Below are 24075 nucleotides of genomic sequence, written 5' to 3' on the forward strand. Positions count from 1 at the left end.
CACCGACAACGGGGCCGGCTCGCCCTTTGGAGTTCCTTGTGAGTCATGGCCAGGTCATGTCCCGCGGCCCGCGCCGCGCCCGATGCTGTGCCGCAGGACCTGGGGGACCAACCGACAACCGACGGACGAATAAGGGGCGTTGAGGCGTGACGACATTGGCACGGTGGTGCTATCGGCACCGGCTGGTGGTCCTGATTCTGTGGGTGGGGACGGTGCTGGGGCTGGGCTTCGCGGGTTCCGCCGCGGGCACGAACTACGCGGACACCTTCACCCTTCCGAACACGGACTCCACGCGCGCGTACGACCTGATGGAGAAGGCATTCCCGGAGCGGTCCGGCGACACCGACACGGTGGTGTGGAAGGTCGACGAGGGGACGGCCCGGGACGCGTCCGTACGCTCCCGGATCGAGCCCGCCCTCGAAGAGATCGGGCGCATGAAGGGCGTCGGCGAGGTCAGCAGCCCGTACGCCGCTCAGGGGGCCTCGCAGTTCAGCGAGGACGGGCGGATCGCGTACGCCCAGATCACCTTCACCGAGCAGGCCAACGGTGTGCCGAAGGCGCTCGTGGAGGACGTCGTCGACACCGCGCAGGGCGCCGAACGCGCCGGACTCCAGGTGGAGCTGGGCGGCCAGGCGATCACCCGCACCCAGGAACCGCCCACCGGCATCGCCGAGATGGTCGGCATCCTGGCCGCGGCGGTCGTCCTCTTCCTCGCCTTCGGCTCGCTCTTCGCGATGCTGCTGCCGCTCGTCGTCGCGATCGCCGCCCTCGGTACCGGACTGATGGCGACCTCGTTGCTCAGCCATGTCACCGACGTGCCCGAAGTGGCGCCACTGCTCGGCTCGCTGATCGGCCTGGGCGTCGGCATCGACTACGCCCTGTTCATCGTGACGCGGCACCGCAGGGGCATCCTGCGCGGTATGAAGCCCGAGGAGTCCGCCGTCACGGCCCTCAACACCTCGGGCCGCGCCGTCCTGTTCGCCGGCGGCACGGTGTGCATCGCGCTCGCCGGGATGCTGGTGATGAACATGCGCTTCCTGGACGGTGTCGTCGTCGCCACCTCGCTGACGGTCGTGCTGAGCGTGCTCGCCGCGGTCACCCTGCTGCCCGCGCTCCTCGGACTGCTCGGCATGCGGGTGCTCAGCCGCAAGCAGCGCCGACGGCTCGCCGCCGAGGGACCGGAGTCGGAGGAGGCGAGCGGACTCGCCGCCCGCTGGTCCGCGTACGTGCAGAAGCGGCCGCGGACGATCGCCGCCGGGGCTCTGGTCGTCATGATGATCCTGGCGCTGCCCGTCCTGTCGATCCGGCTCGGCGCCACCGACCAGGGCAACCACCAGGACTCCACGACCACCCGGCAGGCGTACGACCTGCTCGCCGAGGGCTTCGGACCCGGCTTCAACGGCCCGCTCCAGGTGGTCGTGGACGGCGGGGGAGCCACCGGTGGTGCGGCGGCCGGTGACGTGGACGCGCTCGTCTCCACCATCCGCTCGACCGACGGGGTCGCCCAGGTCGCCGCCGCGCCGCCCGCGCGGGGTATCACGGTCATCCAGGTGGTACCCACCACGTCACCGCAGTCCGAGAAGACGGACCAGCTGATCGACCGGCTGCGCGACGACGTGATCCCGGAGTCCGGGGCGAAGGCCCATGTGGGCGGCGTGACCGCCGTCTTCAAGGACTTCGCGGCCGTCACGGGGGAGCGGCTGCCCTACTTCGTCGCGGCGATCATCTCGCTCGGCTTCCTGCTGCTGATGGTGGCCTTCCGCTCCCTGGTGGTGCCGCTGACGGCGGCCCTGATGAACCTCATCGCGGCAGCCGCCTCCTTCGGAGTGCTCGTCGCGATCTTCCAGTGGGGCTGGGGCACGGAACTCCTCGGCATCGGCAAGGAGGGGCCGATCACCGCCTTCCTGCCGGTCATCATGCTGTCGCTGCTCTTCGGGCTCTCGATGGACTACCAGGTGTTCCTGGTGAGCCGTATGCACGAGGAGTGGGTGCACACCAAGGACAACGCGCGCGCGGTCCGGGTCGGCCTCGCCGAGACCAGCCGGGTCATCAACTGCGCGGCCCTGATCATGATCTGCGTGTTCTCCGCGTTCGTGCTCAGCGGTGACATGGAGGGCGCGATGGCGGGCATCGGGCTCGCGGCGGCGGTCGCCCTCGACGCGTTCATCCTGCGTACGGCCCTGGTGCCGGCCGCGATGCACCTCCTGGGCAACTCCAACTGGTGGCTGCCCGCGGGCCTGGAGAAGCGGCTGCCGCACCTGGCGGTGGAGCCCCGCGAGGAGACGGCCGACGCGCCCCACGCGCGCGTGCCCGACGCCGAGACCGGCACCGGCACCGGCACCGGAACTGGAACCGGCTCCGGAACCGGCGGCGGTTCCACCGTGATCCACGGCTTCGTCCGCACCCCGGACGGCGCACCTGTGGAGGGCGCCGCGCTGACCCTGCTCTCCAAGGGCGGCCGTCAGCTCGACCGGGTGACCTCGCTGGCCGACGGCTCGTACATCGTCTCGGTCCCGGCGGCGGGCTCGTACCTGCTGGCCGTGACGGCCCAGGAGCACCCCTCCCGGGCCCGCCATGTGATGGTCGGCGCGGAACCGCTGGTGTACGACGTGGAGCTGGCGGAGGACGAGGTGGACGCGGTGAACTGACCGCGTGGGGCGCCGCGAGGCGCTATGTGGCGGACTTCCTGGCGGGTTTGGCGGTCTTGGTGCTCTTGGCGGGATCGGGCAGCGCGTTCGTCATCCCCGGCAGGAAGTCCGTGAACAGTTCGTGCACCTCGCGGACCAGGGGCCGCAGCACGCGGAAGCGGGCCAGCGAGACGCCGAGCGAGGTGAGGCGGGCGCCTCGTTCGGCGAGCCGGTAGCTGCGCTCGCGCCCCTCCGTACGGTCGAAGATCCAGTACAGGACCAGACCCATCTGGGAGAGCCACAGCAGTTCGGGAAGCACCTCCCGCAGCTCTTCGGGGATCTTCGCCTTCGAACCGCTCAGTACCTCGCTGCAGACGCCGATGGCCTCCACGCGCGCGTGCTCCGACTCGGGCGAGAACGGGCTGAGCGGGCTGTCCGGATCGGCGGCGTTCTTGAAGAACTGCACCGCGAACTCGTGGTACGGCGTCGCCACGTCCAGCCACGCCGTCAGGACCCCGGCGATCCGCTTCTCCAGGTCCCGCTCGTGGTCCAGGACCTCGCGGACCGCCGCGCGGTGCTCCACGGCCATGCGGTCGTAGAAGCCCTGGATCAGGTGCTCCTTGCCCGCGAAGTAGTAGTACGCGTTGCCTACGGAGACCCCGGCCTCCTTGGCGATGGCCCGCATCGTCGTCTTCTCGTAACCCCGTTCCTGGAACAGGCGCATGGCCGTCTCCAGGATCAGGGCCCGGGTCTGCTCGCTCTTGGCGGGCGTGCGCGGGGCGCCGGGGCCTTCGGGTACCGCGGCGCCCTCGGGCACGGCGTGGCCTTCGGGCACGGTCCGGCTCTCGGGCACCGCGGGGCCGTCCGGGCTGGGGGCACTGTCGTTCGCTGCTGGCACGGGACAGAGCCTAACGAGGCGGACAGGTGCCGCTGTCGCAGGCGGGCGGGTTCCAGGTCCAGCCCACGACCGGGTCGTACGACCATCCGTCGGCCGCGGTGTACGCGCCCCCGCCCCAGTACCCCTCCCGGCGGGCCCGCTGTCCCTCGCGCCACTTGGCCGCGGCGAGCACCGCGCCCCGGGCCAGCCGGGCCCCGGCCGGGGTGCTGAGCCGGTGGGCCATCGGGCGGTGGTCGGCGAGCGCCCACAGGGTGACGACCCAGGCGGCGGTACCCCGGTAGACCTGGCCCGCGTCCCCGATCACGGTGATCTCGTCGAGCGTCGCGGCGTGGTCGAGTCCCGGGTAGCGGCGCCTGGCCTCCGCCGATCCGGCGGCCACCAGTTCCAGGGGCACCAACTGCTGCTGCCACACGAGCCAGTCGCGCAGGAAGGTGCAGAGCGAGCACTGGGCGTCGTACAGGACGGTGAGCCCGCGGACCGGGACGCGTACGGCGTCCCGGTCCGGGCCTGCGGCGGTCGCCACCGGGGTCACGCCCTGCCCGCCGGCGCGACCCAGCCCTGCGGCGGCACGGGCGGCTGCTGCTCGCGCTCCATGACGCCCCGGCGGCGGATCTTGTTGAGCACGTAGACGTTCCCCAGGTGCATGGCGCCGAGCACCAGGAGCACCACGCCGAGCTTCGTCGACAGGGCCTCGAAGACCCCGCGGGCGTCGGCGATCTCGTCGTCCTGGTTCAGATAGAGAGCCACGAAGCCGAGGTTCACCAGGTAGAAGCCGACCACCAGGAGGTGGTTGACGGCGTCCGCGAGTTTCTCGTTCCCCTGCAGCACATCGGCCAGGAAGATCCGCCCGTTGTGGCTGAGGGTCCGTGCCACCCAGACCGTCAGCGCGACGCTGATCAGCAGATATATGACATACGCAACGACCGTGAGATCCATGTCCCCGCTCCTACTTGAACGTGTTCAAAACTCCGTCGAGAGAAAATGTAGACCTGTTTTTGAACACGTTCAAGTAGAGCTTCGGCGGTACGGGTGTGACGTGCGGCTCAGGGGCGCGGCCCAGGTGCGCTGGGGGGGCGGGTGTCAGCCGGTGCGGGCCAGCTCGGGCCGCTTGGTGTAGTCCGTGAACCCGATGACGTTGCCCCAGGGGTCGGCGACCTCGACGGTCCAGCCGGTGGCGACGGAGAGGGGCGCGTCGAGGGGCTGGACGCCGGCGGCGGCGAGGGTGTCGGCCATGCCTCGGGCGTCCCGCACCTCCAGCCACACCCGGGGGCAGGCCCAGGCGGGCGGCCGGTGCCCCAGCTCGCTCTCCAGCCGCAGTAGCACGCCGGGCGTCTCCTTGCCGACCTTCAGCACGGCGATCCCGGCCTCGTCGAGCCGGAACCCGACCGTGAACCCGGCCCGCCGGTAGAAGTCCACGGCCTCGTCGAGGTTCCCGACGGGAAGAAGAACATTGTCGAATCCGAGCAGGTCGTACGACTCTTCGTCTGACATGTCGTCAGATTAGGTGGCGGGGTGGGGGTGAGGGGGGAGGCGAGGGGGAGGTGCTGGGGGAGTCACCCGTGTGGCGCCGAGGGCGGTTGTCCGGGACAGCTCTAGTGACCGAGCCCGTGCTTGACGATGCGCTGGGCCGCCGTTGTGGCCGGGGCGGCCAGTTCGGCCGCGATGCGGGACTCCGTGCCGGCGTCCGTCGTCACGGTCGCCGGGAGGGGCGGGACGGCGAGGAGGCACTGGTGGCGCAGGTGGGTCGGGGGATGGGTCGCGTCGACGCTCTGACCTCGCAGGGTCGCCGCGCGGCGCTGGCGTTCGTACTCGCTCTGCGGGACGGAGTCCATGTGCGCGCGCAGACGCTCCCACAGGCCCTGCCAGGGTTGCCGGTCCGCCGTGCCGCGCCGGCTGACCTGCTGGGCGTTGGTCTCGCGCCGCAGCATGGTCTCGGCCGAGTCGAGCACGAGGAAACGGTTCATGATCGACGCGGCCGCGTCGGTGGATCCGGCCCGCGCGGCCATCGAGTCGGCGAGGTACTCGGCGCGCTGTGTCGCCCGCAGGGTCAGCCGGTCCAGCAGTATCAACAGCCCCTGGAGCAGGGCGCGGGGCAGGATGAAGACCAGGTTGACGAAGGCCTCCACGAGGGTGGGGTTCGGCGTCGGGTCGACGTAGTAGCGCCAGGTGCTGAGCGAGCGGAGCGCGTTGCCGATGATCAGGCCGTGCCGGGTGTCCCCGTTGCTGTAGTGGCCGAGTTCATGGCCGAGCAGGGCGATCCGCTCCTGCGGGGTGAGGATCTCCCAGAGCGGCACGCCGATGGTCAGCAGCCGGCGACCGCGTATCCCGTACGTCGTCACGCTCGCGTTCAGCTCCGTGCTGACGGCGAGCGTGTCCACTCCACGGGTGTCCGCGACGACGGCGACCTCGTCGATCAACGCGAAGAGCGCGGGCGCGTCGGCGCGGGTCAGCAGGGGCTGGTCGTCGGGCAGTTCGGAGAAGCGCGGCCGCAACGTCCAGGTGAGCACCGCGAGGACCAGGCCGAGGACCGTCCCGGCACCGCCCCACCCGGTGACGAGGAACCACACCGCGCCGACGGCCAGGGCCACGGTGACGCCGTGCACCGCGAGCGCGATCGCGTAGGCCGCGAGGCCCGCGGCGTCGCGGCGCGGGCGCAGCGTCTCTCCGGCGGCCACTTCGGTGGCCAGGCGCTCGCCGTAACGGCGGGCGAGTCTTCGCCGCCGTCTCTCCAGCCGCCCCGGCTCCTCGCCGGGCCGCTCCGGATCCACGTTCCAGTCGCACCCGGCACACCAGGTGGTGAACCGCCCGTCCACCCGGATCTCGGCCCCGCACTGCGGACACGGCTGCGTTGTCTCTCCGGCCTGCCCGCTGATCCCGACGCTGGTACTCACGCGACGCCTCCCACTCCCCGACCCCTCCCCAGAGGCCGCTCCGCTCGTGACGCCACAGCTGATCACTCCGCGGACGCCACGTAAAGCTTTTTAGGGCCCGTGACGTGCGGATACCGCGGCGAACACGCGAACGGCTTCACCGGCAGGGGTGGCCGGATATCTCCTGGCGAACGGCAGCCAGCAGTGAGCGGAGGCCTGCCGGGGGGACAGTGAGCGTGGTGGTCGGGTCGTCGGATTCGCGGAGGTGGAGTTCGCCGGCGGGGGTGGTGGCGAGTTCCAGGCAGTTGTTCCCCTCGCTGCTGTAGGAGGACTTCTGCCAGTGGAGGGTGGGCATCGGAGGCCTTTCACAGGAATCGGTTGTGGCCACCTGGCGGCCTACTTGGGCGACGCTGCTGCGCTAGTCGCCATACCGGTGAAATCACCGCGCAGTTGCTTTCAAGTGCTCGTGGCTATCTCGGGGCGGGTTGCAACCAGCAAGAAGCGAAGACCTGAGGGGTGGACGGCGAGTGTGGTGGTCGGGTCGTCGGATTCGCGGAGGCGGAGTTTGCCATCGGGGGTGGAGGCGAGTTCCAGGCAGTTGCTGGCCTCGCTGCTGAATGAGGACTTCTGCCAGCAGAGTTCGGTCATGATGGGTCCTTTCGTAGGTCTGCGATCAGTCCGTGGATGAAGTCGCGCGATTCTGCGGCGGTGAGTGAGAGCTGCTCCATGCGGCCCATGATTGTTCGGTACTTCTCCAGCTGGGCTTCTGCGTGCAGGAATTCGGAGCCGTGTTCCGTGTCCAACTGCACGGTGTCCAGTTGTGGGTGCGGACCGTCGGCGATGACCACGGTCTGGCCTGCGCCGGGGAAGATGCCGGCCGAGAAAGGGAGCACGAGGACTGTCACGTTCTCGCGTTCGCTCATCTGCGCAATGTGCGCCAACTGGTCGCGCATGATGCCGGGGCCCCCGAACTGCATCCGCAGAGCCGCCTCGTGGATGATCCCGGCGTACTGCGTCGGGGTGTCGCTGTAGAGAATTCCCTGGCGCTTGATGCGGTGGGACAGACGGTGCTCGATCTTCGGGGGCGGCAGGCTGGGCACATTCTGCTGGAAGACCAGGCGGGCGTAGTCCGCGGTCTGGAGAAGCCCGGGCAGATGCGTGAACTGAACCGTACGCAGCGCCTTCGCGTGCTCCTCCATTTCCGACAGGTCCAGCAGGACCGGCGGGAGGAGATCCCGGTAGTCGTCCCACCAGTTGCGGGAGCGTCCAGCCGTCATGGCCGCGAGCGCGTCGATGTAGGGCTCATCGCAGCATTCGTACCCGTGGGCGAATGCTCGAACGCGATCCGCGCTGACGCCGAACCGTCCGGACTCGATGTTGCTGATTCGAGCCGGATCGATACCCAGTTTCTGCCCCGCCTCGCGGGAGTTGAGGCCCGCGCGCTCACGGAGTTTGCGCAGTTCAGCGCCTAGGCGCTGTTGCCTGGCGGTGGCCGTAGGCCTTGGTGGCATTGCGGATTCACTCCAATAAGTTGCCGTGTTCGGTAGCAGTATTGCAGTCGAGTGCTCTACTTTCAGTGTGCGGTCAGTCACTCAAAGTGGCGCAGGAGTATCGGAAGCGCACCGCGACAGCGACAGAGCCACCGCCCGCGTCATCTGACTGCATCCATCAACCCCTGAATCGCACAGAGGAGTTACGGCCATGACCGAACTCGCCCTGCACCACCCTGCCCACTCGCCGCTCGACGGCGACTGGGAGTACGCGCTCCGCATCCCCCACTCGCCCCTGGGGCCGGGCATCGTCCGCGCCCACGTGCGGGCCGTGCTCACCCGCTACCAGGTGGAGTCCGGCGTCCTCGACAACGCCCAACTCGTCGCGTCGGAGCTGGTCACCAACTCCCTGTCCTGTACGCGGGACTCCGTCGCCGTGCGGCTCATGCGCACCGACGGCCGGTTGCGGCTCAGCGTGTGGGACAGCAGCCCGTATCCTCCACCGCGACCGCCGGGGGCCGTCGCGGGGCCCGAGGACGAGAGCGGGCGCGGGCTCTGGCTCACCCGGGCGTGCGCCGACGACTGGGGCCACTACCTCGTGATCAACGGGCGGCGCAACGGCGGCGGCAAGGAGGTCTGGGCCGAGTGGCGCGCCCCCGGTGCGTAGGCTCGGCCGGGGCCCGCTTCGTGACACTTGCCGCATCCGTGCACAACACCACGGCCGAACCGGCTTCTCTATCCGCCGTCCTCTCCGGCAAGATGTCCTGACCTGATTCTTTTCATACGTCGTCACCGTCCCCAGGAGCAGTCACCGTGAGCGAGCAGCCGTCTCAGCCGCAGCAGCCACCGAACCAGCCGCCCGGCTACGGCTATCCGAACTCCGGGGAGACGCCTCCCGGTTACGGCTATCCGAACCCGGGTGCCGTCCCGCCGAGCGACGCCAACCCGTACGCGGCCGGGCAGCCGGGTTCCGGGCAGTATCAGCAGCCGGGGCAGCCCGGTCAGCCCGGGCAGCCGTACGGGCCTCCGCAGTCCGGGTACCAGCAGGGGCCCGGATACCCGCCCCCCGGCGGCTACGCCCCGGCCGGCGCCTACCCTCCCGGTACGTTCACCGGTGACCCCAACGCCCCGTACGGCTACGACCCCTACGGGCGCCCGTACTCCGACAAGTCGAAGATCATTGCGGGTGTTCTGCAGCTCTGCCTGGGGAGCCTCGGTGTCGGGCGGTTCTACATCGGCAGCGTCGGCATCGGGCTCGCTCAGCTCTTCACCTGTGGCGGGCTCGGGATCTGGGCCCTCATCGACGGGATCATGCTGCTGACCGGGCACAACGCCACGGACGCGCAGGGCCGCCCCCTGCGTGGCTGAGACCGGCTCCGTGCGCGCGGAACTGCTGCGGCGCCCGGCGACCGCACCCCTCGCGGTGCTCGTCGCCGGGGTCCTCGGCGCCGGCTATCTGTACGGCACCGATCCGCACGAGGCCGGCCACGCCCTGCCCGCCTGCCCGTTCCGGTTCGTCACCGGGCTGCTCTGCCCGGCCTGCGGCGGCACGCGGATGACGTACGACCTGATGCACGGTCAGTTCGGCGCGGCCTGGCTCGACAACAGGGCGCTGCTGCTCGCCTCGCCGTTCGCCCTCGCGTTGTTGGCGCGCTGGATCGTGGAAGGGCTGCGCGGGCGGCGCTGGCGGCCCGAACTCAGCCCGCGCGTACAGGTGTTGGTGCTCGCTATAGCAGTCACCTGGACCGTTGTCCGCAATATTCGTGGCTAAATTTTGGCATGACTTGATCACGGGATGGGAACAATAGGCCGTTCGCTCTCCCGCTGGCCCCATGGCCCTCCGTACGCTCACACGTCACAGGGGGGACGACGTGCGCACGGTCACGTGGGCGCGGTGACGCTGATGCGACCTTTGGCAGGTATCTGCCACGGGTCCCTCCTGGAGTTCCCCGGGGCGGGCCTGCTCCGGTTTCATTCAGTCATCCAGGAGCACGTCTCATGACCGTCCCCACCCCCGCCACCCCGTACGGCGTCGACCCGCAGGGCCGTCCCTACTCGGACAAGTCGAAGATCGTCGCGGGCATCCTGCAGATCTTCCTGGGCACGCTCGGCATCGGCCGCTTCTACGTCGGCTCCGTCGGCGTGGGTGTCGCCCAGCTCCTCACCTGCGGTGGCCTGGGCTTCTGGGCGCTGATCGACGGCATCCTGTTCCTCACCAGCAACGACCGCACCGACAAGCAGGGTCGCGTCCTGCGCGGCTGACATCGGTGAGAGCAGTGCAAGAGGGGCCCCACTCCGGCGGGAGTGGGGCCCCTCTTGCATACGTACCGAGGTACAACAAGATCAGAAGCGGCGTGTGATCAGTGCCCGCTTCACTTCCTGGATCGCCTTCGTGACCTCGATACCGCGCGGGCAGGCGTCCGTGCAGTTGAACGTCGTGCGGCAACGCCACACGCCGTCCTTGTCGTTGAGGATCTCCAGGCGCTGCTCTCCGGCGTCGTCACGCGAGTCGAAGATGAAGCGGTGGGCGTTCACGATGGCGGCCGGGCCGAAGTACTGGCCGTCGTTCCAGAACACCGGGCACGAGGACGTGCACGCGGCGCAGAGGATGCACTTCGTCGTGTCGTCGAAGCGCTCCCGGTCCTCGGCCGACTGCAGACGCTCGCGCGTCGGCTCGTTCGTCTCCTTCGTGACCAGGAACGGCATCACGTCGCGGTACGCCTGGAAGAAGGGCTCCATGTCCACGACCAGGTCCTTCAGCACGGTGAGGCCCTTGATGGGCTCGACCGTGATGGGCTTGGCCGGGTTGATGTCCTTGATCAGGGTCTTGCAGGCGAGACGGTTCTTGCCGTTGATCCGCATGGCGTCCGAGCCGCAGATGCCGTGCGCGCAGGACCGGCGGAACGTCAGGGTGCCGTCCAGATCCCACTTGATCTTGTGCAGCGCGTCGAGGACACGCTCCTTGGGGTCGATCTCCAGCTGGAAGTCTTCCCAGACCGCTTCCGCCGAGTTCTCGGGGTTGAAGCGGCGGATGCGGAACGTGGCCGTGATGTACGGGGAGTCGGCGAAGCCGGGCTCGGCCGTGCCGGCCGCGTCGGCCTTGTCCAAGGTAGGGGTTGCCATCAGTACTTACGCTCCATCGGCTGGTAGCGGGTCTGCACGACCGGCTTGTAGTCGAGACGGATCGACTCGGTGCCGTCGTCGCCGACCTCGCGGTACGCCATGGTGTGGCGCATGAAGTTGACGTCGTCGCGGTTGGGGTAGTCCTCGCGGTAGTGACCGCCGCGGGACTCCTTGCGGGCGAGCGCGGACACGGCCATGACCTCGGCGAGGTCGAGCAGGTTGCCCAGCTCGACGGCTTCGAGGAGGTCGGTGTTGAACCGCTTGCCCTTGTCCTGGACGGACACGTTCAGGTAGCGCTCGCGCAGCTCGGCGATCTTCTCGACGGCCGTCTTGATCGTCTGCTCGGTGCGGAACACCATGACGTTGGCGTCCATGCACTCCTGCAGCTCGCGGCGGATGTCCGCCACGCGCTCGTTGCCCGTGGCCGCCCGCAGCCGCTCGATCTGGCCGACGACCAGCGAGGCCGGGTCCTCGGGCAGCTCGACGTGCCCGACCGTGGCCGAGTACTCCGCCGCCGCGATGCCCGCGCGCTTGCCGAACACGTTGATGTCGAGCAGCGAGTTCGTGCCGAGGCGGTTGGCGCCGTGCACGGAGACGCACGCGACCTCACCGGCCGCGTACAGGCCCGGGACGACGGTGGTGTTGTCCGCCAGGACCTCACCCTCGACGTTGGTCGGGATGCCGCCCATGGCGTAGTGCGCGGTGGGCTGGATCGGGATCGGGTCCGTGTACGGCTCGATGCCGAGGTACGTACGGGCGAACTCCGTGATGTCCGGGAGCTTGGCGTCCAGCTGCTCCGGCGGGAGGTGCGTGAGGTCGAGGTAGACGTGGTCGCCCTCGGGACCGCAGCCGCGGCCCTCACGGATCTCCGTGTAGATGGAGCGGGACACGACGTCACGGGACGCGAGGTCCTTCATGACCGGCGCGTACTTCTCCATGAAGCGCTCGCCGTCCTTGTTGCGGAGGATGCCGCCCTCACCGCGGGCGCCCTCCGTCAGCAGGATGCCCATGCGCCAGATGCCGGTCGGGTGGAACTGGAAGAACTCCATGTCCTCCAGCGGCAGCCCGCGCCGGTAGACCGCGGCCTGGCCGTCACCGGTCAGCGTGTGCGCGTTCGACGTCACCTTGAAGAACTTGCCGGTGCCGCCGGACGCGTAGATCACGGCCTTCGCCTGGAAGACGTGGATCTCACCGGTCGCCAGTTCGTAGGCGACGACGCCGGCCGACTTCTTGACGCCGTCGACCTCCACGAGCAGCTGGTCGAGGACGTAGAACTCGTTGAAGAACTCCACACCCTCCTTGACGCAGTTCTGGTAGAGCGTCTGGAGGATCATGTGGCCGGTGCGGTCCGCCGCGTAGCAGGACCGGCGGACCGGGGCCTCGCCGTGGTTGCGGGAGTGCCCGCCGAAGCGGCGCTGGTCGATGGTGCCGTCCGGGGTCCGGTTGAACGGCAGGCCCATCTTCTCCAGGTCGAGGACCGCGTCGATGGCCTCCTTCGCGAGGATCTCGGCGGCGTCCTGGTCGACCAGGTAGTCGCCGCCCTTGATCGTGTCGAAGGTGTGCCACTCCCAGTTGTCCTCCTCCACGTTCGCCAGCGCGGCGGCCATACCGCCCTGCGCGGCGCCCGTGTGGGAGCGGGTGGGGTAGAGCTTCGTCAGCACGGCGGTCCGGCTGCGCTTCGTCGACTCGATGGCCGCGCGCATTCCGGCGCCGCCGGCGCCGACGATGACGGTGTCGTACTTGTGGATCTTCATGATTCTCGCAGCCCCGTGCCTAGCGGATGTTCGGGTCGAAGGTGAAGATCACCAGCGTGCCCAGCAGGATGGTGAACACCGTGGCGGTGTAGAGCAGGCCCTTGAGCCACAGCCGGGTGTCCGCGCGCTCCGCGTAGTCGTTGATGACCGTACGCAGGCCGTTGGCGCCGTGCAGCATCGCCAGCCACAGCATCAACAGATCCCAGACCTGCCAGAACGGGGAGGCCCAGCGGCCCGCCACGAAGGCGAAACCGATCTTGGAGACGCCGCCGTCGAGGACCAGCTGGATGAGCAGGTGACCCAGGACCAGGACGACCAGGACGACGCCGGACAGCCGCATGAACAGCCAGCCGTACATCTCGAAGTTGCCGCGGGTGGACTTCGGGGTCTTACGGGTCCGCTTGCGCGGGGCTTCGATGAGGGGCGCCGGGTTGTCGACGTCGTAGAGGGACGCGCCCTCGACGGGGCCGATACCGGGCGCGGTCTTCTCGGTGGTGCCTGTGTTGTTCGACATCTTGCGCGTCAGCTCCCGAAGACTTCACGAGCGGCGTGGCCGAGGACGGGGTACAGGGCCCCGATCATCAGCACGACCCAGATGCCGACAACGGTCCAGAGCATCTGCTTCTGGTAGCGCGGGCCCTTCGACCAGAAGTCGACGGCGATCACCCGCAGGCCGTTGAGCGCGTGGAAGAGGATGGCGGCGACGAGGCCGTACTCCAGCAGCGCGACGACCGGCGTCTTGTAGGTGGCTACGACCTTGTCGTAGTCCTGGGGAGAGACACGGACAAGAGCGGTGTCCAGCACGTGTACGAACAGGAAGAAGAAGATGAGGACGCCGGTGACTCGATGAGCCACCCAGGACCACATTCCTTCCCGGCCGCGGTACAGCGTTCCAGCCGGCACGGAAGAACCCTCCGGGAGCGGGGATTGGGGCCTGCCGGCTTCGATGTCGACCTGGCCCGGCCGGGTACGGTCCACCGGCCCTGGCCATCGTAGCGACGTGTTGTCGGAACGTTTACGGCGGGCCTACCGATGTGATCGAACTGGCAGGCAAAGGGGTACGTATGGGCTATTGCGGGTGGGGGTGGGTGCGGGTGTGTCGTGGCCCGCCTCAGGGATTGCGCAGTTCCCCGCGCCCCTGAAGGCAAACGATTGCGCCGTTCCCCGCGCCCCTGAAAAGCCAAAAGACTGCGCCGTTCCCCGCGCCCCTGGAGGTCGGAGGACCGCGCCGTTGCCCGTGCGCCTCAGGGACGAAAGATTGCGCCGTTCCCCGCGCCCCTGAAGATGTCCGTGTCCCCGACGGATCTCGTCAGGCGGCCCCTGGTCAGGCGGCGTAGTTCTTCTGCTGTGAGCGTGAGTTCCTTGTCCGGGTCGTTGGTGAGGCGGGAGCTGATTTCGGTCAGGACCAGGTCGGGGGACTCCTCCGGGGGCGTGTCGTCCAGGCAGATGACGAAGACATGGCCGAAACGGCTCTCGTACGCGGCGTGGGCGGCGCTCAGGGCCGTGTGCGCGGCGGAGTACGCGCCGTCCGGCAGGAGCGTGAGTGATTCGCAGGCCAGGGCCTCGGTGACGTCGGCCGGCGTCAGGTCGTACGCCGCCTCGTCGGACGCGGCCAGCAGGGCGTCCAGGTCGGGATAGGGGCGGTGCGCGGCGACCCGGCGGGCCCAGTGGGAGCTGCCGCAGCAGGCCAGGAGCGTGCGCTCGGCCTCGTCCGCGGGCAGGGCGTTGAAACGGGCCAGGCCGGTGGGGCGGTGCCCGGGCGGCTCCGGTGTGGCGACGGCCTGGCCGGGGAGACGGGAAGGACGGTGCGCGGGCAGCGTGGGTTCCTCGGGTCATCAGGAGGAGCAAGAGGGGCAAGGGGATGAAGTGAGAGGTGTGCTCTCACGCTATCGAGGCTTGGCGGTAGCTGTCCGAGAGATGCCCGGACTTCACCCGTAAGGGAGAGTTTCAGGACAGATGGTGGACAGCGGCACCGGGAGACGGGGCTTAGGTTCACAGCGGAGGTACAGCGTACGGGGACGGGTCCGGGCGGGTGATCGGGCCAGGGATCGGGAGAGTGAGCGGGCTGTGGTGAACGGGCGTAGGCGCAAGGAGTCGGCATCGGTCCACAGGAAGCCCCTGCTGGTCGGCGCGGGCGTCGTGGCGGTCGTGGCGGGCGCGGCGCTGACCGTGGGGCTCTGGCCGAGCGGCGACTCGGGCGCGCCCTCGACCGGGCGGCCCTCCGGCGAGAGGAGCGCCCAGGCACCGGCGGCCTCCCCGACCCCGTCACCCGATCGGACGTATCCGATGTCACGGGCACCCCGGACGATTCCGGCCGTCCGCGAGCACACCGCCGCCCGCGGGCCCGGCTGGCGGCCCGCGAAGGGCGGCCGGGTGGTCGTGGGCGCCGACGCGCTCGCCGACGAGGGACGGCTGCTCGCCAAGGAGCTGGGGCTGACGTACGCGGGGCAGGGCGAGGCGCGCGCCGGGGACGTCGGGCTGAACCTCACGGACGAGGACGCGAACGCCGAGTCGTACACGCTGCGGGTGGCCGACGGGCGGGTGCGGATCAGCGGTACGGAGGAGGCGGGCGTCTTCTACGGCACCCGCACGCTCAAGCAGGAGGTCCACGGGAACGCCACGGCGCCCGAGGGGGTCGTACGCGACTCGCCGGCCAAGCCGCAGCGCGGGTTCATGCTGGACATCGCGCGCAAGCATTTCACCGCCGCCTGGATCGAGGACAGGATCCGTGAGCTGGGCGATCTGAAGTACAACCAGCTCGGACTGCACTTCTCCGACGACCAGGGCTTCCGGATAGCCTCCGACTCGCATCCCGAGGTCGTCTCGAAGGAACATCTGACCAAGGCCGAGGTGCGGCGGATCCTCGCCCTCGCGAAGAGCCGGCACATAGCCGTCGTGCCCGAGATCGATTCGCCCGGACACCTCGGCGCGGTGATCGCCGCCCATCCGGACCTCCAGCTCCGCAACACCGCGGGGGTCGCCTCCAAGGGCGCGCTCGACATCTCGAAGCCCGCCGCCGCGAAGATCGTCGACGAGCTGCTGAACGAGTACGCCGACCTGTTCCCCGGGCCGTACTGGCACCTCGGCGCCGACGAGTACCAGGCGCTGACGGTGGCGAACCCGGCGGCCTCGTACCCGCAGCTGGCCACCGCCGCGACGAAGGCGTACGGATCCGGCGCCGGGATCGCCGACCTGGCGACCGGGTGGCTCAACGACCGGGCCGACACCATGCGCGGCCACGACCGGACGATGCGCGCCTGGAACGACGGGATCTTCGCCGGGGGCACCGTCCAGGCCGACAAGGACCTGAAGGTCGCGTACTGGACCGGCAAGGAGATCGGCGCGCGGCAGCCGACGGAGTACCTGCGGTCCGGACGCGAGCTGCTCAACTACAACGACGAGTACCTGTACTACGTCCTCGGGCAGCCCAACACCTTCGTCTACCCGACCGGGCAGCGCATCTACGAGCAGTGGACGCCCCTCGTGGTGCGCGGCACGACCCCGGTGCCCAAGGAGTACGACGACCAGATCCTCGGCGCGTCCTTCGCCGTCTGGTGCGACCTCTCCGGCTCCCAGACCCAGGCCCAGGTGGCGGCGGGGATCCGGATGCCGCTGCGGGCGCTGACGCAGAAGCTGTGGGATCCACGCAGGCCCGAGTCGTCGTGGGCCGACTTCAAGGCGCTGGCGGGGAAGCTGGACTGAGGGCCGCGTGTGCCATGCCCCGGCCGGTTCGTGCCCCAGCCGGTCGGGGGCATGTCCCCGGCGAATCCGAGTGGACGGGCGGGGCGCGCGAAACGTATGTTCCCCAGGCCGCGCGAGGCCTCTGGGGAGAGGGCGCGCCCGGCCTCTTCGCGCGCTGTTCGGCGCGCCCTGTTCACGCATCCTCGGGGGACCGCTCACCCATGCTCTGTGCCCAATGCCGTCAGTCCGCCGTGACACCGGGCGGCACCCTCTGCCAGAACTGCGCCGGCGCCCGGGCCCAGCCCGTTCAGTCCTCTCAGCCCGTTCAGCCCGTTCAGCCCGTTCAGCCCGTCCAGTTCGTTCAGCCGGGTGCGTACGGCGGAACGCCCCTGGACGCGCCGCACGGCCCCGCCTGGCTGCGTTCGCCCGTCGGGCTCGGGAAGGCCGCCGCCGTGGCGGTCGCGGTGGCCTCGGCCACGGACCTCCTCGGGATCTGGTCCGCTTGGCTGACGTACGACATCGCGGACCGGCTGGCGGGTGACGGGATCGGCGCGGTTCCCATGACGGAGATCGACCGTGCGGACATGATCCTGACCGTCGCCGGGGTCGTGCAGACGGCCGCGTTCGTCGTGGCCATCGCCTTGTTCCTGGCCTGGTTCCAGCGGGCGCGCGTCAACGCCGAGGTGTTCGACCCGTTCGGGCACCGGATGAAGCGTGCCTGGACCTGCTGGAGCTGGTTCGTGCCCGTCGTCAACCTGTGGTTCCCGCGCCGGATCATGGCGGACGTCTGGGAAGCGAGCGCCCCTGTGGGACGGGCGTCCCACGCTCTGGTCAACGGCTGGTGGACCTGCTGGATCCTCGCGTTGATCGCCGACCGGGTCGGGTCCACCACGTACCGCAGGGCCGAGACACCCGAGGAGATCCGGGACGCCGTCGGGCAGGCGATGTTCGCGGACGCGGCCCATCTGGGCGCCGGTGTCCTCGCCGTCCTCGTGATCCTGCGCCTCACGCGGATGCAGGACGAGAAGGCCCGTGGCGGCGCCCTGGCCGTGGCTGTGTAGTTTCTGGCGGCTTGCGTGTTCCGGTGGCGAACTACTGTGCCCGTGTGGTGTATTCGGCGCTGGCCGACCGACACACCGGGGGGAGCGGCATGGGCTACTGGGGGTATTTCGTCGTGGGCAGAAGCGAGCAGCCGCTCGCCGAGCTACGCGCGTTGTCCGGCGCGGCGGGCATGACGCTGCACGAGACGGCGGACGGCGGCTGGCAGGTCTGGGAGTACCCGAACGCTCCCGACGGGGGCGCCTCGGACGTGGGGAACATGAACGACCTCGCCCAGGAGACGGGCGCGCCCGCGCTCTTCGGATACGTCATGGACAGCGACTGCGTGGTCGTCGAGGCGGCCGCGCCCGACAGCGGGGCCTGGACGACCTGTCTGGCCAGGGACGCGATGGCCGGCTATCTGGGCGGCAACGAGGACGGACTGGCCGTCGACGACTTCTTCCTGGAACCGCGCGACGCCGTCGTGCGGGCCCTCGCCTGGGCCGCCGAATCGGGCCGCGACGCGTCGGAGGACCGACTCCTCGACGTGCTCAGTTCCGACGCGAACCCCTCGGCCGAGATGCTGTTCTTCCGGTTACTGGACCGACTGGGCGTCATCCCCATGTAGATTTCGGCCACTTCGCACTGTGACGTTCCGGCCACCGTGCACGCAGTAAGGGGAAGTGCGGGCTCCGCGACCAGCGGCGGCCCACCGAGGGAGGCGTGATGAGCCTGGTGGAACTGACCGCTCGGGCCGACGAGCTGGGTCTCGCGGCCGGCGGTCTGGCGTGCCTGGACAGGTGCGTGCCCCTGTTGGGCGGCGACGACGAGATCCTGCGCCCCCTGTGGGCGAGTCTCGCGGAGTCCGAGGAGGGGTTCCGGGACTGGGGCGAGTGCGTCGAGCAGGTGCGCGCCAAGCTCTATGTGGCGGACGGCCCGGAGAGCCCCGCGTCGGCCGAGGGCGAGGCCGTCGCGCTGGCGCACCGCATGCTCGGTGAGGCCCCGGCGGAGCGGACCGCCGCGAACCTGCGGGAGTGGGCCGACGCCTGCTCGGTCGCCGCGCTCCGGATCCACGGCCTCCTCGACGCCACGGCCCGTGCCGAGTCCGACGGCGCGGCCTCGGCGCGCGACCGCCGCGAGGGCCGTACGCAGGACATGTCGCCGCTCGTCGCCGCCGAACTGCGCCGCCAGATCAGCGTGCTGGAACTGGTGTCGGCGCACGGCCCAGGGGGTCTGCGGCAGGCGCGCGAACTCACCACCGAGGGCCGCCGCGTCCTGCGCGCGGTGGTCTCCCGACGGGCCCGCGGACGCGCCTGAGCACCCGCGGGCCCGAACCCGCACACGCCCCCCGTACACGCCCCCGTACACATGAGGCCGGGACCCTGTTCCGTACAGGGTCCCGGCCTCGTGCGCATACCGCGTGCTGTCTACGGGGTCAGGACCTGGCCCAGTCGCGTGGCCGTCGCCGTGCCCAGCTGGGTGACGCCGTAGTACGCCGACTTGGCGACGGAGACGCCCGACGCCGTGCTCGGGAGGTACAACAGCGTGCCGTTGTACGCGTCCTCGCCCTCCGCGCCGATCAGCAGGTGCGCGCGGCCGTGGCCGGAGAAGTCCGTCAGCGAGACGGCCGAACCCAGCTTGTCGTCCTTCTCCGTGGACCCGGGGACACCCGTGGTGTCCTGCGAGAAGGAGAGCGACCCGGTGCCGGTGAGGCCGGCCGAGGCGCCCTTGAAGAGCCAGACCGCGCCCGCGTTCGCCTTGTTGGCTCCGCTGCGGGTGATGTCCTCGTTCGGGGCGCCGGTCAGGACGTCCGCGAAACCGTCGGCGTTGAAGTCGCCCACGGAGACCGAGGTGCCCATCGCGTCACCGGACTCGTTGGCGCCCTCGACGCCCGCCGTGCTCTGCGTGATCTTCGTCAGCCCGGTGGTGGTGAAACCGGTCGTCGTGCCCGGGACCATCGTGACCTGGCCGCCGGAGATCGCGCCGGACTCGGAGGCGTACGGCTGGCCGATGACGATGTCGTCGTAGCCGTTGCCGTTCACGTCGCCCGCGGCGATCGAGCGGCCGCCCTTGACGGAGAGCGTGGACACCTTCGACAGGCCCAGCGACTTGGACCCCTTGAACCAGGTGACCTTGCCGGCGCCGGACGCGTCGCGGTAGTTGAGCGCCACGTCCGCGTAGCCGTCCCGGTTGAAGTCACCGGTCGTGGCGTCCGCGTACGCGAGGGCGCCGGAGGCGGTGGTGAGATCGCCGGCGACCTCGTGGCCGTCGTCGAAGCGGGCCGCCCAGTTGCCGCCCGTGCCGGTGGCCGCCGTGAAGACGTCGGCCCGGCCGTCGGCGTTGAAGTCGCCGACCGCGACCGTCGCGCCGAACCGCGCCCCGGCCGGCTCGTAGTCGTCGCCCAGCGCCATGGTGTCCGCGCCGAGGTCGAACTTCGGGCCGTACAGGATCGTCACCGCGCCGCGGTCCGCGTGGCCGGTCGTGTCGTCCTCGCCGGGGGCGCCGATCGCGATGTCCGCGTACCCGTCGCCGTTGATGTCGCCGAGGGCCGTGGCCGCGCCCCACTGGTCGCCCGACTCGGCGGCGCCCGGCACGTTGGCGGTGCCCTGGTTGAGCTTCACCTTCGAGGCGGAGACGGGGCCGTTCAGACCGCCGGGCACCAGGGTGAGCCAGCCGCTGCCCTGCTTGGGCGTGGCGGCGACGAGGTCGCTGATGCCGTCACCGTTGAAGTCGGCGGTCGGGACCGCGGAGTTCCTACCGGGGCTCGATGCGTACCGGCGGATCTCGCTCAGCTTCGAGTAAAGGTTTTTGCCGGGGCACTCGGTGGCGAAGCCGTCGCGGTGACCGGAGATCGTGTTCAGCGTGGCCTGCTGGCCCGCCTTCCACACACCCGTGTCGTCGGCGGCGGTCAGGGTGACCTGGCCGCTCGGGTTGCCGTCGTACTGGCCGAGCTTCCACGCGGCGACGCGCGCCACGGACTCCAGGGCGGCCCGCGTCGGCTTGCCCGCGGCCTTCGCCGCGGTGGTGGAGGTGGCCGCGGCACCCTCGAAGTCACCGAGGACCGCGATGCCCGCCGAGTCGCCGTTGAAGCCGTAGGTGTGCGCGCCGCGCACCGGCAGGTCGACGCCGCCCGCGCGGCCCTCGAAGATCCGGCCGCACTTGTCGACCAGGAAGTTGTAGCCGATGTCGTTCCACAGCTCGGTCTGCACGTGGTACGCCATGATGCCGCGCACCAGCGCGGGGGACTCGGCGCAGCTGTAGTCGTTCGTACCGACCGTGTGGTGGACGAAGACCGCGCTGACCTTGTCGATGTACTCCGGCGGGTCCTTGACCGTCGACTCGGCGGCACCCCACTGGGCGCGGGAGACGATCGGCGGCTGCGTCACGGTGGACGGCGGCGGGGACGGGACCGGGTCGGGCGTCGGGGAGGCCGACGCGCTCTCCGACGCACTCCCGGAGGCGCTTTCGGACGTGCTTTCGGCAGGTGACGCGGGAGCGCCGGCCGTGTCGGCCGCACCCGTGGGCTCCGCGCCCGCCGAATCCGCCGGGGACACGGACGCCGAGGCGGCGTCGGACGGGGAGCCGGTCGGATCCTCGGCGACGAAGGCGGCGCTGTCCAACGAGAGACCGGTGGCTGTGCTCAGAGCCTCGTTCTTCGCCTCGGCCGAGGTCACCCCAGGGTCCACGAGACTCAGCTCAAGTCCCTTGGGCAGCCCGGAACTCGCCGACCCCCCAGCCGCGACCACCCGCGCCTCGACGCCGTCGCTCGGGCCGACCCACAGCGGATCGGACGCGCCGCGCGCCTCCTTGGCGCCCGGTTCCGCCTTGTCGACGGGGTGGAATTCCAGGTCCAGGTTCTGCCAGCCGGTCCACTCGCCCGAGCCGAGCGCGCGCGTCCGTACCTGGGCGGTGCCGTCGAGTTCGGCCTTCGCGCCGGCCCAGGAGATGCCGAGCAGCGAGAACTGGGCGGTGCCCGTCCGCTCCACCTCGCGGCGGTCCGTGCCGTCACTGCTCATCGCGAGCTCGTGGACCTTCACGGGCCGCTTGCTGCGCGCGGCGTCGGCCGACGGGTCGTCACCCGGGTTCGCGACCGCGTACGTCACGGCGCCCGCCCCGGCCAGTACGACGGCCCCCGTCGTCAGCCACGCTCTCCGCTTCAGACTCAGCGGTTTGTACGCATGGGTCGTCCGGCGACTCAAATACCCCACCCCTAGAAAAGCAGCACAAAAAACCCACCCGTCACAAGGGTGGCTCCTTAATTCAGCGCCAACTTCGGACCAAACATCACCCAACAAGCCTGTGCGGTACGTCACTCCGGAGCGGGTTCGACGCTTGGGGAGAGTGGATGGTTGTGCCGATTCCGGTGAATTGCCGCGTGACCTTTGTCACCATGGGGATGTGTGATGTTCGGGGCGCCCGGCTCGCTTGATGGTGCGGACCGGCCGTGGCTCGCGCGGCCCGGACGTGACCGACTGAGGGGGCGCAGGCGTGATGGGGACGAGCGCGGAGTCGGGAGAGCCCTCGCGAGTGACCCGCAGGCTCTCGGCCGACCTGCGGATGCGGCAGCACGCGGCACGGTTCGTACGGGACGTCACGGCCCGCAACCGACTGCCGCTGGACTACTCCGTCGCGAGCCTGCGCGTCGTCGACTTCATCGTCGACGGGCTGCGCAGGAGCGGCCGGGACCACGCGGCCGTGGGCCGGGTGCTGTTCGGGCTCGGGGTGTACGCGGGAGAGGTGCTGGTGCGGCGGGCCGGTGCCGCGTGGGTCGAGTTCGACCAGGGGCAGCGGGAGTTGTTCGGCCAGCCGGTGGGCGTACGGATGCCGGACGGGCGCGTGTGGAATCCGCTGGGCAAGGTCGTGAAGCGGTTCGAGGCGGGGGAACGGGAGTCCCTGCGCACGTTCTATCTGCAGTTGCACGGGCGGGAGCGGGCCGGGCCGCCCGGGTCGCCGGGGCTGCCGCGGCGGTCCGGGTGTGCGGAGGCGGGCGGCGCGACCGACGAGCTGTGACGTTTCCGCGCCGCCAGACGCAGATGACCTTGAGGGTGTGTGACCGCATACGGCCACGGTGGTCCGTCACGGAGACGCGTCACGGATCTCCGTCACGGTGGTCCGTCACGGTGGTCCGAACCCGGTGTGAACGAGGCAGTGTTGGTCCAGGGAGGGGGGTCCCGCCGCGTGCGGTCGTCCGACGGGGAGCTGGGCCTGGCCGTCGCGCGGGCACAGCAGGGGGACGAGGACGCCTTCGCGGTCGCGTACCGGATCGTGCAGCCCGGACTGCTCGGGTATCTGCGGGGCCTGGTCGGCGCGGAGGCGGAGGACGTGGCCTCGGACGCGTGGCTGGAGATCGCCCGTGATCTGGGGCGGTTCCGCGGGGACGGGGCGGGGTTCCGCGGCTGGACCGCGACCATCGCGAGGCACCGGGCGCTCGATCACCTGCGCCGGCAGAAGGTACGGCCGCGGGCGTCCGCACTCGAACAGGACGTGCTCGACCTGCCCGCCGCCCGGAGCACGGACGACCAGGCACTGGAGTCCCTCGGCACGCAGTACGCCCTGGAACTCCTCGCCACCCTGCCGCGCGACCAGGCCGAGGCCGTGCTGCTGCGGGTCGTCGTCGGGCTCGACGGTCCGGCGGCCGGGCGGGTACTCGGCAAACGCCCCGGCGCGGTACGCACCGCCGCGCACCGGGGTCTGAAGCGGCTGGCCCGCCGCCTCGACGCCGAGGGTGTGACGGAAGACGGGCCCCGGACGCTGGGGGAGTCGGGATGAACGGCAGACAGCCCTCCGGCGGCGGAAGTGGATGCGGACATGGGTGAACGAGAGGGCGACAGCACCCGCCCGGACCTCGGTGCCCTGCTCGCCGCCGCCGTAAGGGGCGGGGAAACGGACCCCGATGCGCGGAAGCGGGCCCTCGCCGCGTTCCGGGACGCCCGGGACGAGGGGGCGCACACGGCGGCCCGTACCCGGCGGCGGGACGACTGGCGGCCCGCGGGCGAGCGGCGGGCCTGGTCGCTGCGGGCGACGCTGGTCGCGCTGGCGGCGAGCGTGACGCTCGGCGGGGTGGCCGTCGCGGCCATCGGCTCGGGCGCGGTCGGACGGGACGACGGGGGCGAGCGGGACAGGCCCCGGCGGCCGTCGAGCAGTTCACCGGCCGACCCCGGCGGCCCTGCCGGTGTCGGCACGCCCGGCGCGTCCGGGCTCGACCGGCTTTCCACCGCCCAGGACACCGAGTCCCACTGCCGCGCGTACGACTCCGGCAAGAAGCGGGGCAAGGGCCTCGACCCGACCGCCTGGCAACTGCTGGTCCGGGCCGCGGGCGGCGAGGACGAGGTGGACGCGTACTGCGCGGCGCGGTCGGCCGAAGCGAAGAAAAAGAAGAACGCCAAGAGCGCCAAGGCGACAGAGAAGGCCGAGAAGGCCGAGGCGAAGGAATCAGCCAAATCGTCGAAGGCGTCGGGCAGCGGTGTCACGAAAAGCCCGAAGGCCGCAAAGAGCGCGAAAAGCACGAAGAGTGAGAAGAACAAGAAGGGCGGGAGCGGTTGACGGGGAGGGACGCCGGCTCCGCCGATGGCAACGGCCGGGGCCGCCACCCCC

The 24075-nt window shown here is 70.4% G+C and carries 26 protein-coding genes; 12 read left to right on the plus strand and 14 right to left on the minus strand.

Going from position 1 to position 24075, the window contains the following annotated elements; all coding sequences use genetic code 11:
* Positions 1–155 precede the first annotated feature (155 nt).
* Positions 156–2648: an MMPL family transporter gene (locus tag C6Y14_RS07875; protein ID WP_107015759.1), complete on the plus strand. Its 2493-nt coding sequence runs from the start codon at positions 156–158 to the stop codon at positions 2646–2648.
* Between the two features lie 22 nt (positions 2649–2670).
* Here C6Y14_RS07875 and C6Y14_RS07880 read toward each other — a convergent pair whose 3' ends face one another.
* From C6Y14_RS07880 to C6Y14_RS07915, 8 genes are all read right to left on the minus strand, one after another.
* On the minus strand, positions 2671–3444 hold the full coding sequence (locus C6Y14_RS07880) for a TetR/AcrR family transcriptional regulator (protein ID WP_225890966.1): 774 nt from the start codon (positions 3442–3444) through the stop codon (positions 2671–2673).
* A gap of 91 nt (positions 3445–3535) precedes the next feature.
* Entirely contained in the window at positions 3536–4057 is a 522-nt protein-coding gene (locus C6Y14_RS07885) for a thiol-disulfide oxidoreductase DCC family protein (RefSeq protein WP_107015760.1), read from the minus strand.
* On the minus strand, positions 4054–4461 hold the full coding sequence (locus tag C6Y14_RS07890) for a hypothetical protein (protein ID WP_107015761.1): 408 nt from the start codon (positions 4459–4461) through the stop codon (positions 4054–4056). Before C6Y14_RS07890 ends, C6Y14_RS07885 begins: the two co-directional genes overlap by 4 nt.
* Before the next feature lie 144 nt (positions 4462–4605).
* Positions 4606–5016, minus strand: a complete 411-nt coding sequence (locus C6Y14_RS07895; RefSeq protein ID WP_107015762.1) for a VOC family protein — start codon at positions 5014–5016, stop codon at positions 4606–4608.
* A 101-nt stretch (positions 5017–5117) separates the two neighbouring features.
* Entirely contained in the window at positions 5118–6416 is a 1299-nt protein-coding gene (locus C6Y14_RS07900; protein ID WP_225890952.1) for a M48 family metallopeptidase, read from the minus strand.
* Between the two features lie 136 nt (positions 6417–6552).
* Positions 6553–6750 carry a DUF397 domain-containing protein gene (locus C6Y14_RS07905; RefSeq protein WP_107015763.1) on the minus strand — a complete coding sequence of 66 codons (198 nt, stop codon included), beginning with the start codon at positions 6748–6750 and terminating at the stop codon, positions 6553–6555.
* Between the two features lie 101 nt (positions 6751–6851).
* Positions 6852–7043, minus strand: coding sequence for a DUF397 domain-containing protein (locus C6Y14_RS07910; RefSeq protein WP_107015764.1), 192 nt, complete (start codon positions 7041–7043; stop codon positions 6852–6854).
* Complete coding sequence (locus tag C6Y14_RS07915; protein WP_107015765.1) at positions 7040–7906, minus strand: helix-turn-helix domain-containing protein; 867 nt, start codon at positions 7904–7906, stop codon at positions 7040–7042. Before C6Y14_RS07915 ends, C6Y14_RS07910 begins: the two co-directional genes overlap by 4 nt.
* Before the next feature lie 190 nt (positions 7907–8096).
* Between C6Y14_RS07915 and C6Y14_RS07920 the strand changes: the two genes are divergently transcribed.
* The 4 genes from C6Y14_RS07920 to C6Y14_RS07935 all read left to right on the plus strand — a co-directional run bounded on the left by C6Y14_RS07920 (position 8097) and on the right by C6Y14_RS07935 (position 10147).
* Positions 8097–8552, plus strand: a complete 456-nt coding sequence (locus C6Y14_RS07920; protein WP_107015766.1) for an ATP-binding protein — start codon at positions 8097–8099, stop codon at positions 8550–8552.
* Positions 8553–8698: 146 nt separating this feature from the next.
* Positions 8699–9253 (plus strand): TM2 domain-containing protein, encoded by a 555-nt coding sequence (locus C6Y14_RS07925; protein ID WP_107015767.1) that lies wholly within the window; start codon positions 8699–8701, stop codon positions 9251–9253.
* Positions 9246–9656, plus strand: coding sequence for a DUF2752 domain-containing protein (locus tag C6Y14_RS07930; protein WP_225890953.1), 411 nt, complete (start codon positions 9246–9248; stop codon positions 9654–9656). The genes C6Y14_RS07925 and C6Y14_RS07930 overlap by 8 nt, the downstream gene beginning before the upstream one ends.
* Before the next feature lie 227 nt (positions 9657–9883).
* The gene (locus C6Y14_RS07935) at positions 9884–10147 is read left to right on the plus strand and encodes a TM2 domain-containing protein (protein WP_107015768.1); all 264 of its coding nucleotides are present in this window, start codon (positions 9884–9886) and stop codon (positions 10145–10147) included.
* Between the two features lie 81 nt (positions 10148–10228).
* Here the strand turns inward: C6Y14_RS07935 and C6Y14_RS07940 are convergent, their stop codons facing one another.
* The 5 genes from C6Y14_RS07940 to C6Y14_RS07960 all read right to left on the minus strand — a co-directional run bounded on the left by C6Y14_RS07940 (position 10229) and on the right by C6Y14_RS07960 (position 14579).
* Entirely contained in the window at positions 10229–11008 is a 780-nt protein-coding gene (locus C6Y14_RS07940) for a succinate dehydrogenase iron-sulfur subunit (RefSeq protein ID WP_107015769.1), read from the minus strand.
* Positions 11008–12762 carry a succinate dehydrogenase flavoprotein subunit gene (gene sdhA / locus C6Y14_RS07945; RefSeq protein ID WP_107015770.1) on the minus strand — a complete coding sequence of 585 codons (1755 nt, stop codon included), beginning with the start codon at positions 12760–12762 and terminating at the stop codon, positions 11008–11010. The genes C6Y14_RS07940 and sdhA overlap by 1 nt, the downstream gene beginning before the upstream one ends.
* A gap of 19 nt (positions 12763–12781) precedes the next feature.
* On the minus strand, positions 12782–13276 hold the full coding sequence (locus C6Y14_RS07950; protein ID WP_107015771.1) for a succinate dehydrogenase hydrophobic membrane anchor subunit: 495 nt from the start codon (positions 13274–13276) through the stop codon (positions 12782–12784).
* Positions 13277–13284: 8 nt separating this feature from the next.
* Entirely contained in the window at positions 13285–13665 is a 381-nt protein-coding gene (sdhC, locus tag C6Y14_RS07955; protein ID WP_107015772.1) for a succinate dehydrogenase, cytochrome b556 subunit, read from the minus strand.
* Between the two features lie 341 nt (positions 13666–14006).
* Positions 14007–14579 (minus strand): 2-oxo-4-hydroxy-4-carboxy-5-ureidoimidazoline decarboxylase, encoded by a 573-nt coding sequence (locus tag C6Y14_RS07960; protein ID WP_107015862.1) that lies wholly within the window; start codon positions 14577–14579, stop codon positions 14007–14009.
* A gap of 253 nt (positions 14580–14832) precedes the next feature.
* Here C6Y14_RS07960 and C6Y14_RS07965 point away from each other — a divergent pair, with 253 nt between their 5' ends.
* The 4 genes from C6Y14_RS07965 to C6Y14_RS07980 all read left to right on the plus strand — a co-directional run bounded on the left by C6Y14_RS07965 (position 14833) and on the right by C6Y14_RS07980 (position 18798).
* Positions 14833–16464 carry a beta-N-acetylhexosaminidase gene (locus C6Y14_RS07965; RefSeq protein ID WP_225890954.1) on the plus strand — a complete coding sequence of 544 codons (1632 nt, stop codon included), beginning with the start codon at positions 14833–14835 and terminating at the stop codon, positions 16462–16464.
* A 200-nt stretch (positions 16465–16664) separates the two neighbouring features.
* Positions 16665–17504 (plus strand): DUF4328 domain-containing protein, encoded by an 840-nt coding sequence (locus C6Y14_RS07970; RefSeq protein ID WP_107015774.1) that lies wholly within the window; start codon positions 16665–16667, stop codon positions 17502–17504.
* Between the two features lie 89 nt (positions 17505–17593).
* A complete protein-coding gene (locus C6Y14_RS07975) occupies positions 17594–18109 on the plus strand; it encodes a hypothetical protein (protein WP_107015775.1) in 516 nt (171 codons plus the stop codon).
* Between the two features lie 98 nt (positions 18110–18207).
* Positions 18208–18798, plus strand: coding sequence for a hypothetical protein (locus tag C6Y14_RS07980; RefSeq protein WP_107015776.1), 591 nt, complete (start codon positions 18208–18210; stop codon positions 18796–18798).
* A 110-nt stretch (positions 18799–18908) separates the two neighbouring features.
* On the opposite strand, the gene C6Y14_RS07985 is transcribed toward C6Y14_RS07980, so the two are convergent.
* Complete coding sequence (locus tag C6Y14_RS07985) at positions 18909–21689, minus strand: FG-GAP-like repeat-containing protein (RefSeq protein WP_199854663.1); 2781 nt, start codon at positions 21687–21689, stop codon at positions 18909–18911.
* A 349-nt stretch (positions 21690–22038) separates the two neighbouring features.
* Between C6Y14_RS07985 and C6Y14_RS07990 the strand changes: the two genes are divergently transcribed.
* The 3 genes from C6Y14_RS07990 to C6Y14_RS08000 all read left to right on the plus strand — a co-directional run bounded on the left by C6Y14_RS07990 (position 22039) and on the right by C6Y14_RS08000 (position 24024).
* Positions 22039–22491 carry a hypothetical protein gene (locus C6Y14_RS07990; protein ID WP_107015863.1) on the plus strand — a complete coding sequence of 151 codons (453 nt, stop codon included), beginning with the start codon at positions 22039–22041 and terminating at the stop codon, positions 22489–22491.
* Between the two features lie 168 nt (positions 22492–22659).
* Positions 22660–23250 (plus strand): RNA polymerase sigma factor, encoded by a 591-nt coding sequence (locus C6Y14_RS07995; protein ID WP_404828728.1) that lies wholly within the window; start codon positions 22660–22662, stop codon positions 23248–23250.
* Between the two features lie 39 nt (positions 23251–23289).
* Positions 23290–24024, plus strand: a complete 735-nt coding sequence (locus C6Y14_RS08000; protein WP_107015779.1) for a hypothetical protein — start codon at positions 23290–23292, stop codon at positions 24022–24024.
* Positions 24025–24075 lie beyond the last annotated feature (51 nt).

Origin of the sequence: Streptomyces dioscori, assembly GCF_003024195.1 — a bacterium.
Classification (GTDB): domain Bacteria; phylum Actinomycetota; class Actinomycetes; order Streptomycetales; family Streptomycetaceae; genus Streptomyces; species Streptomyces dioscori.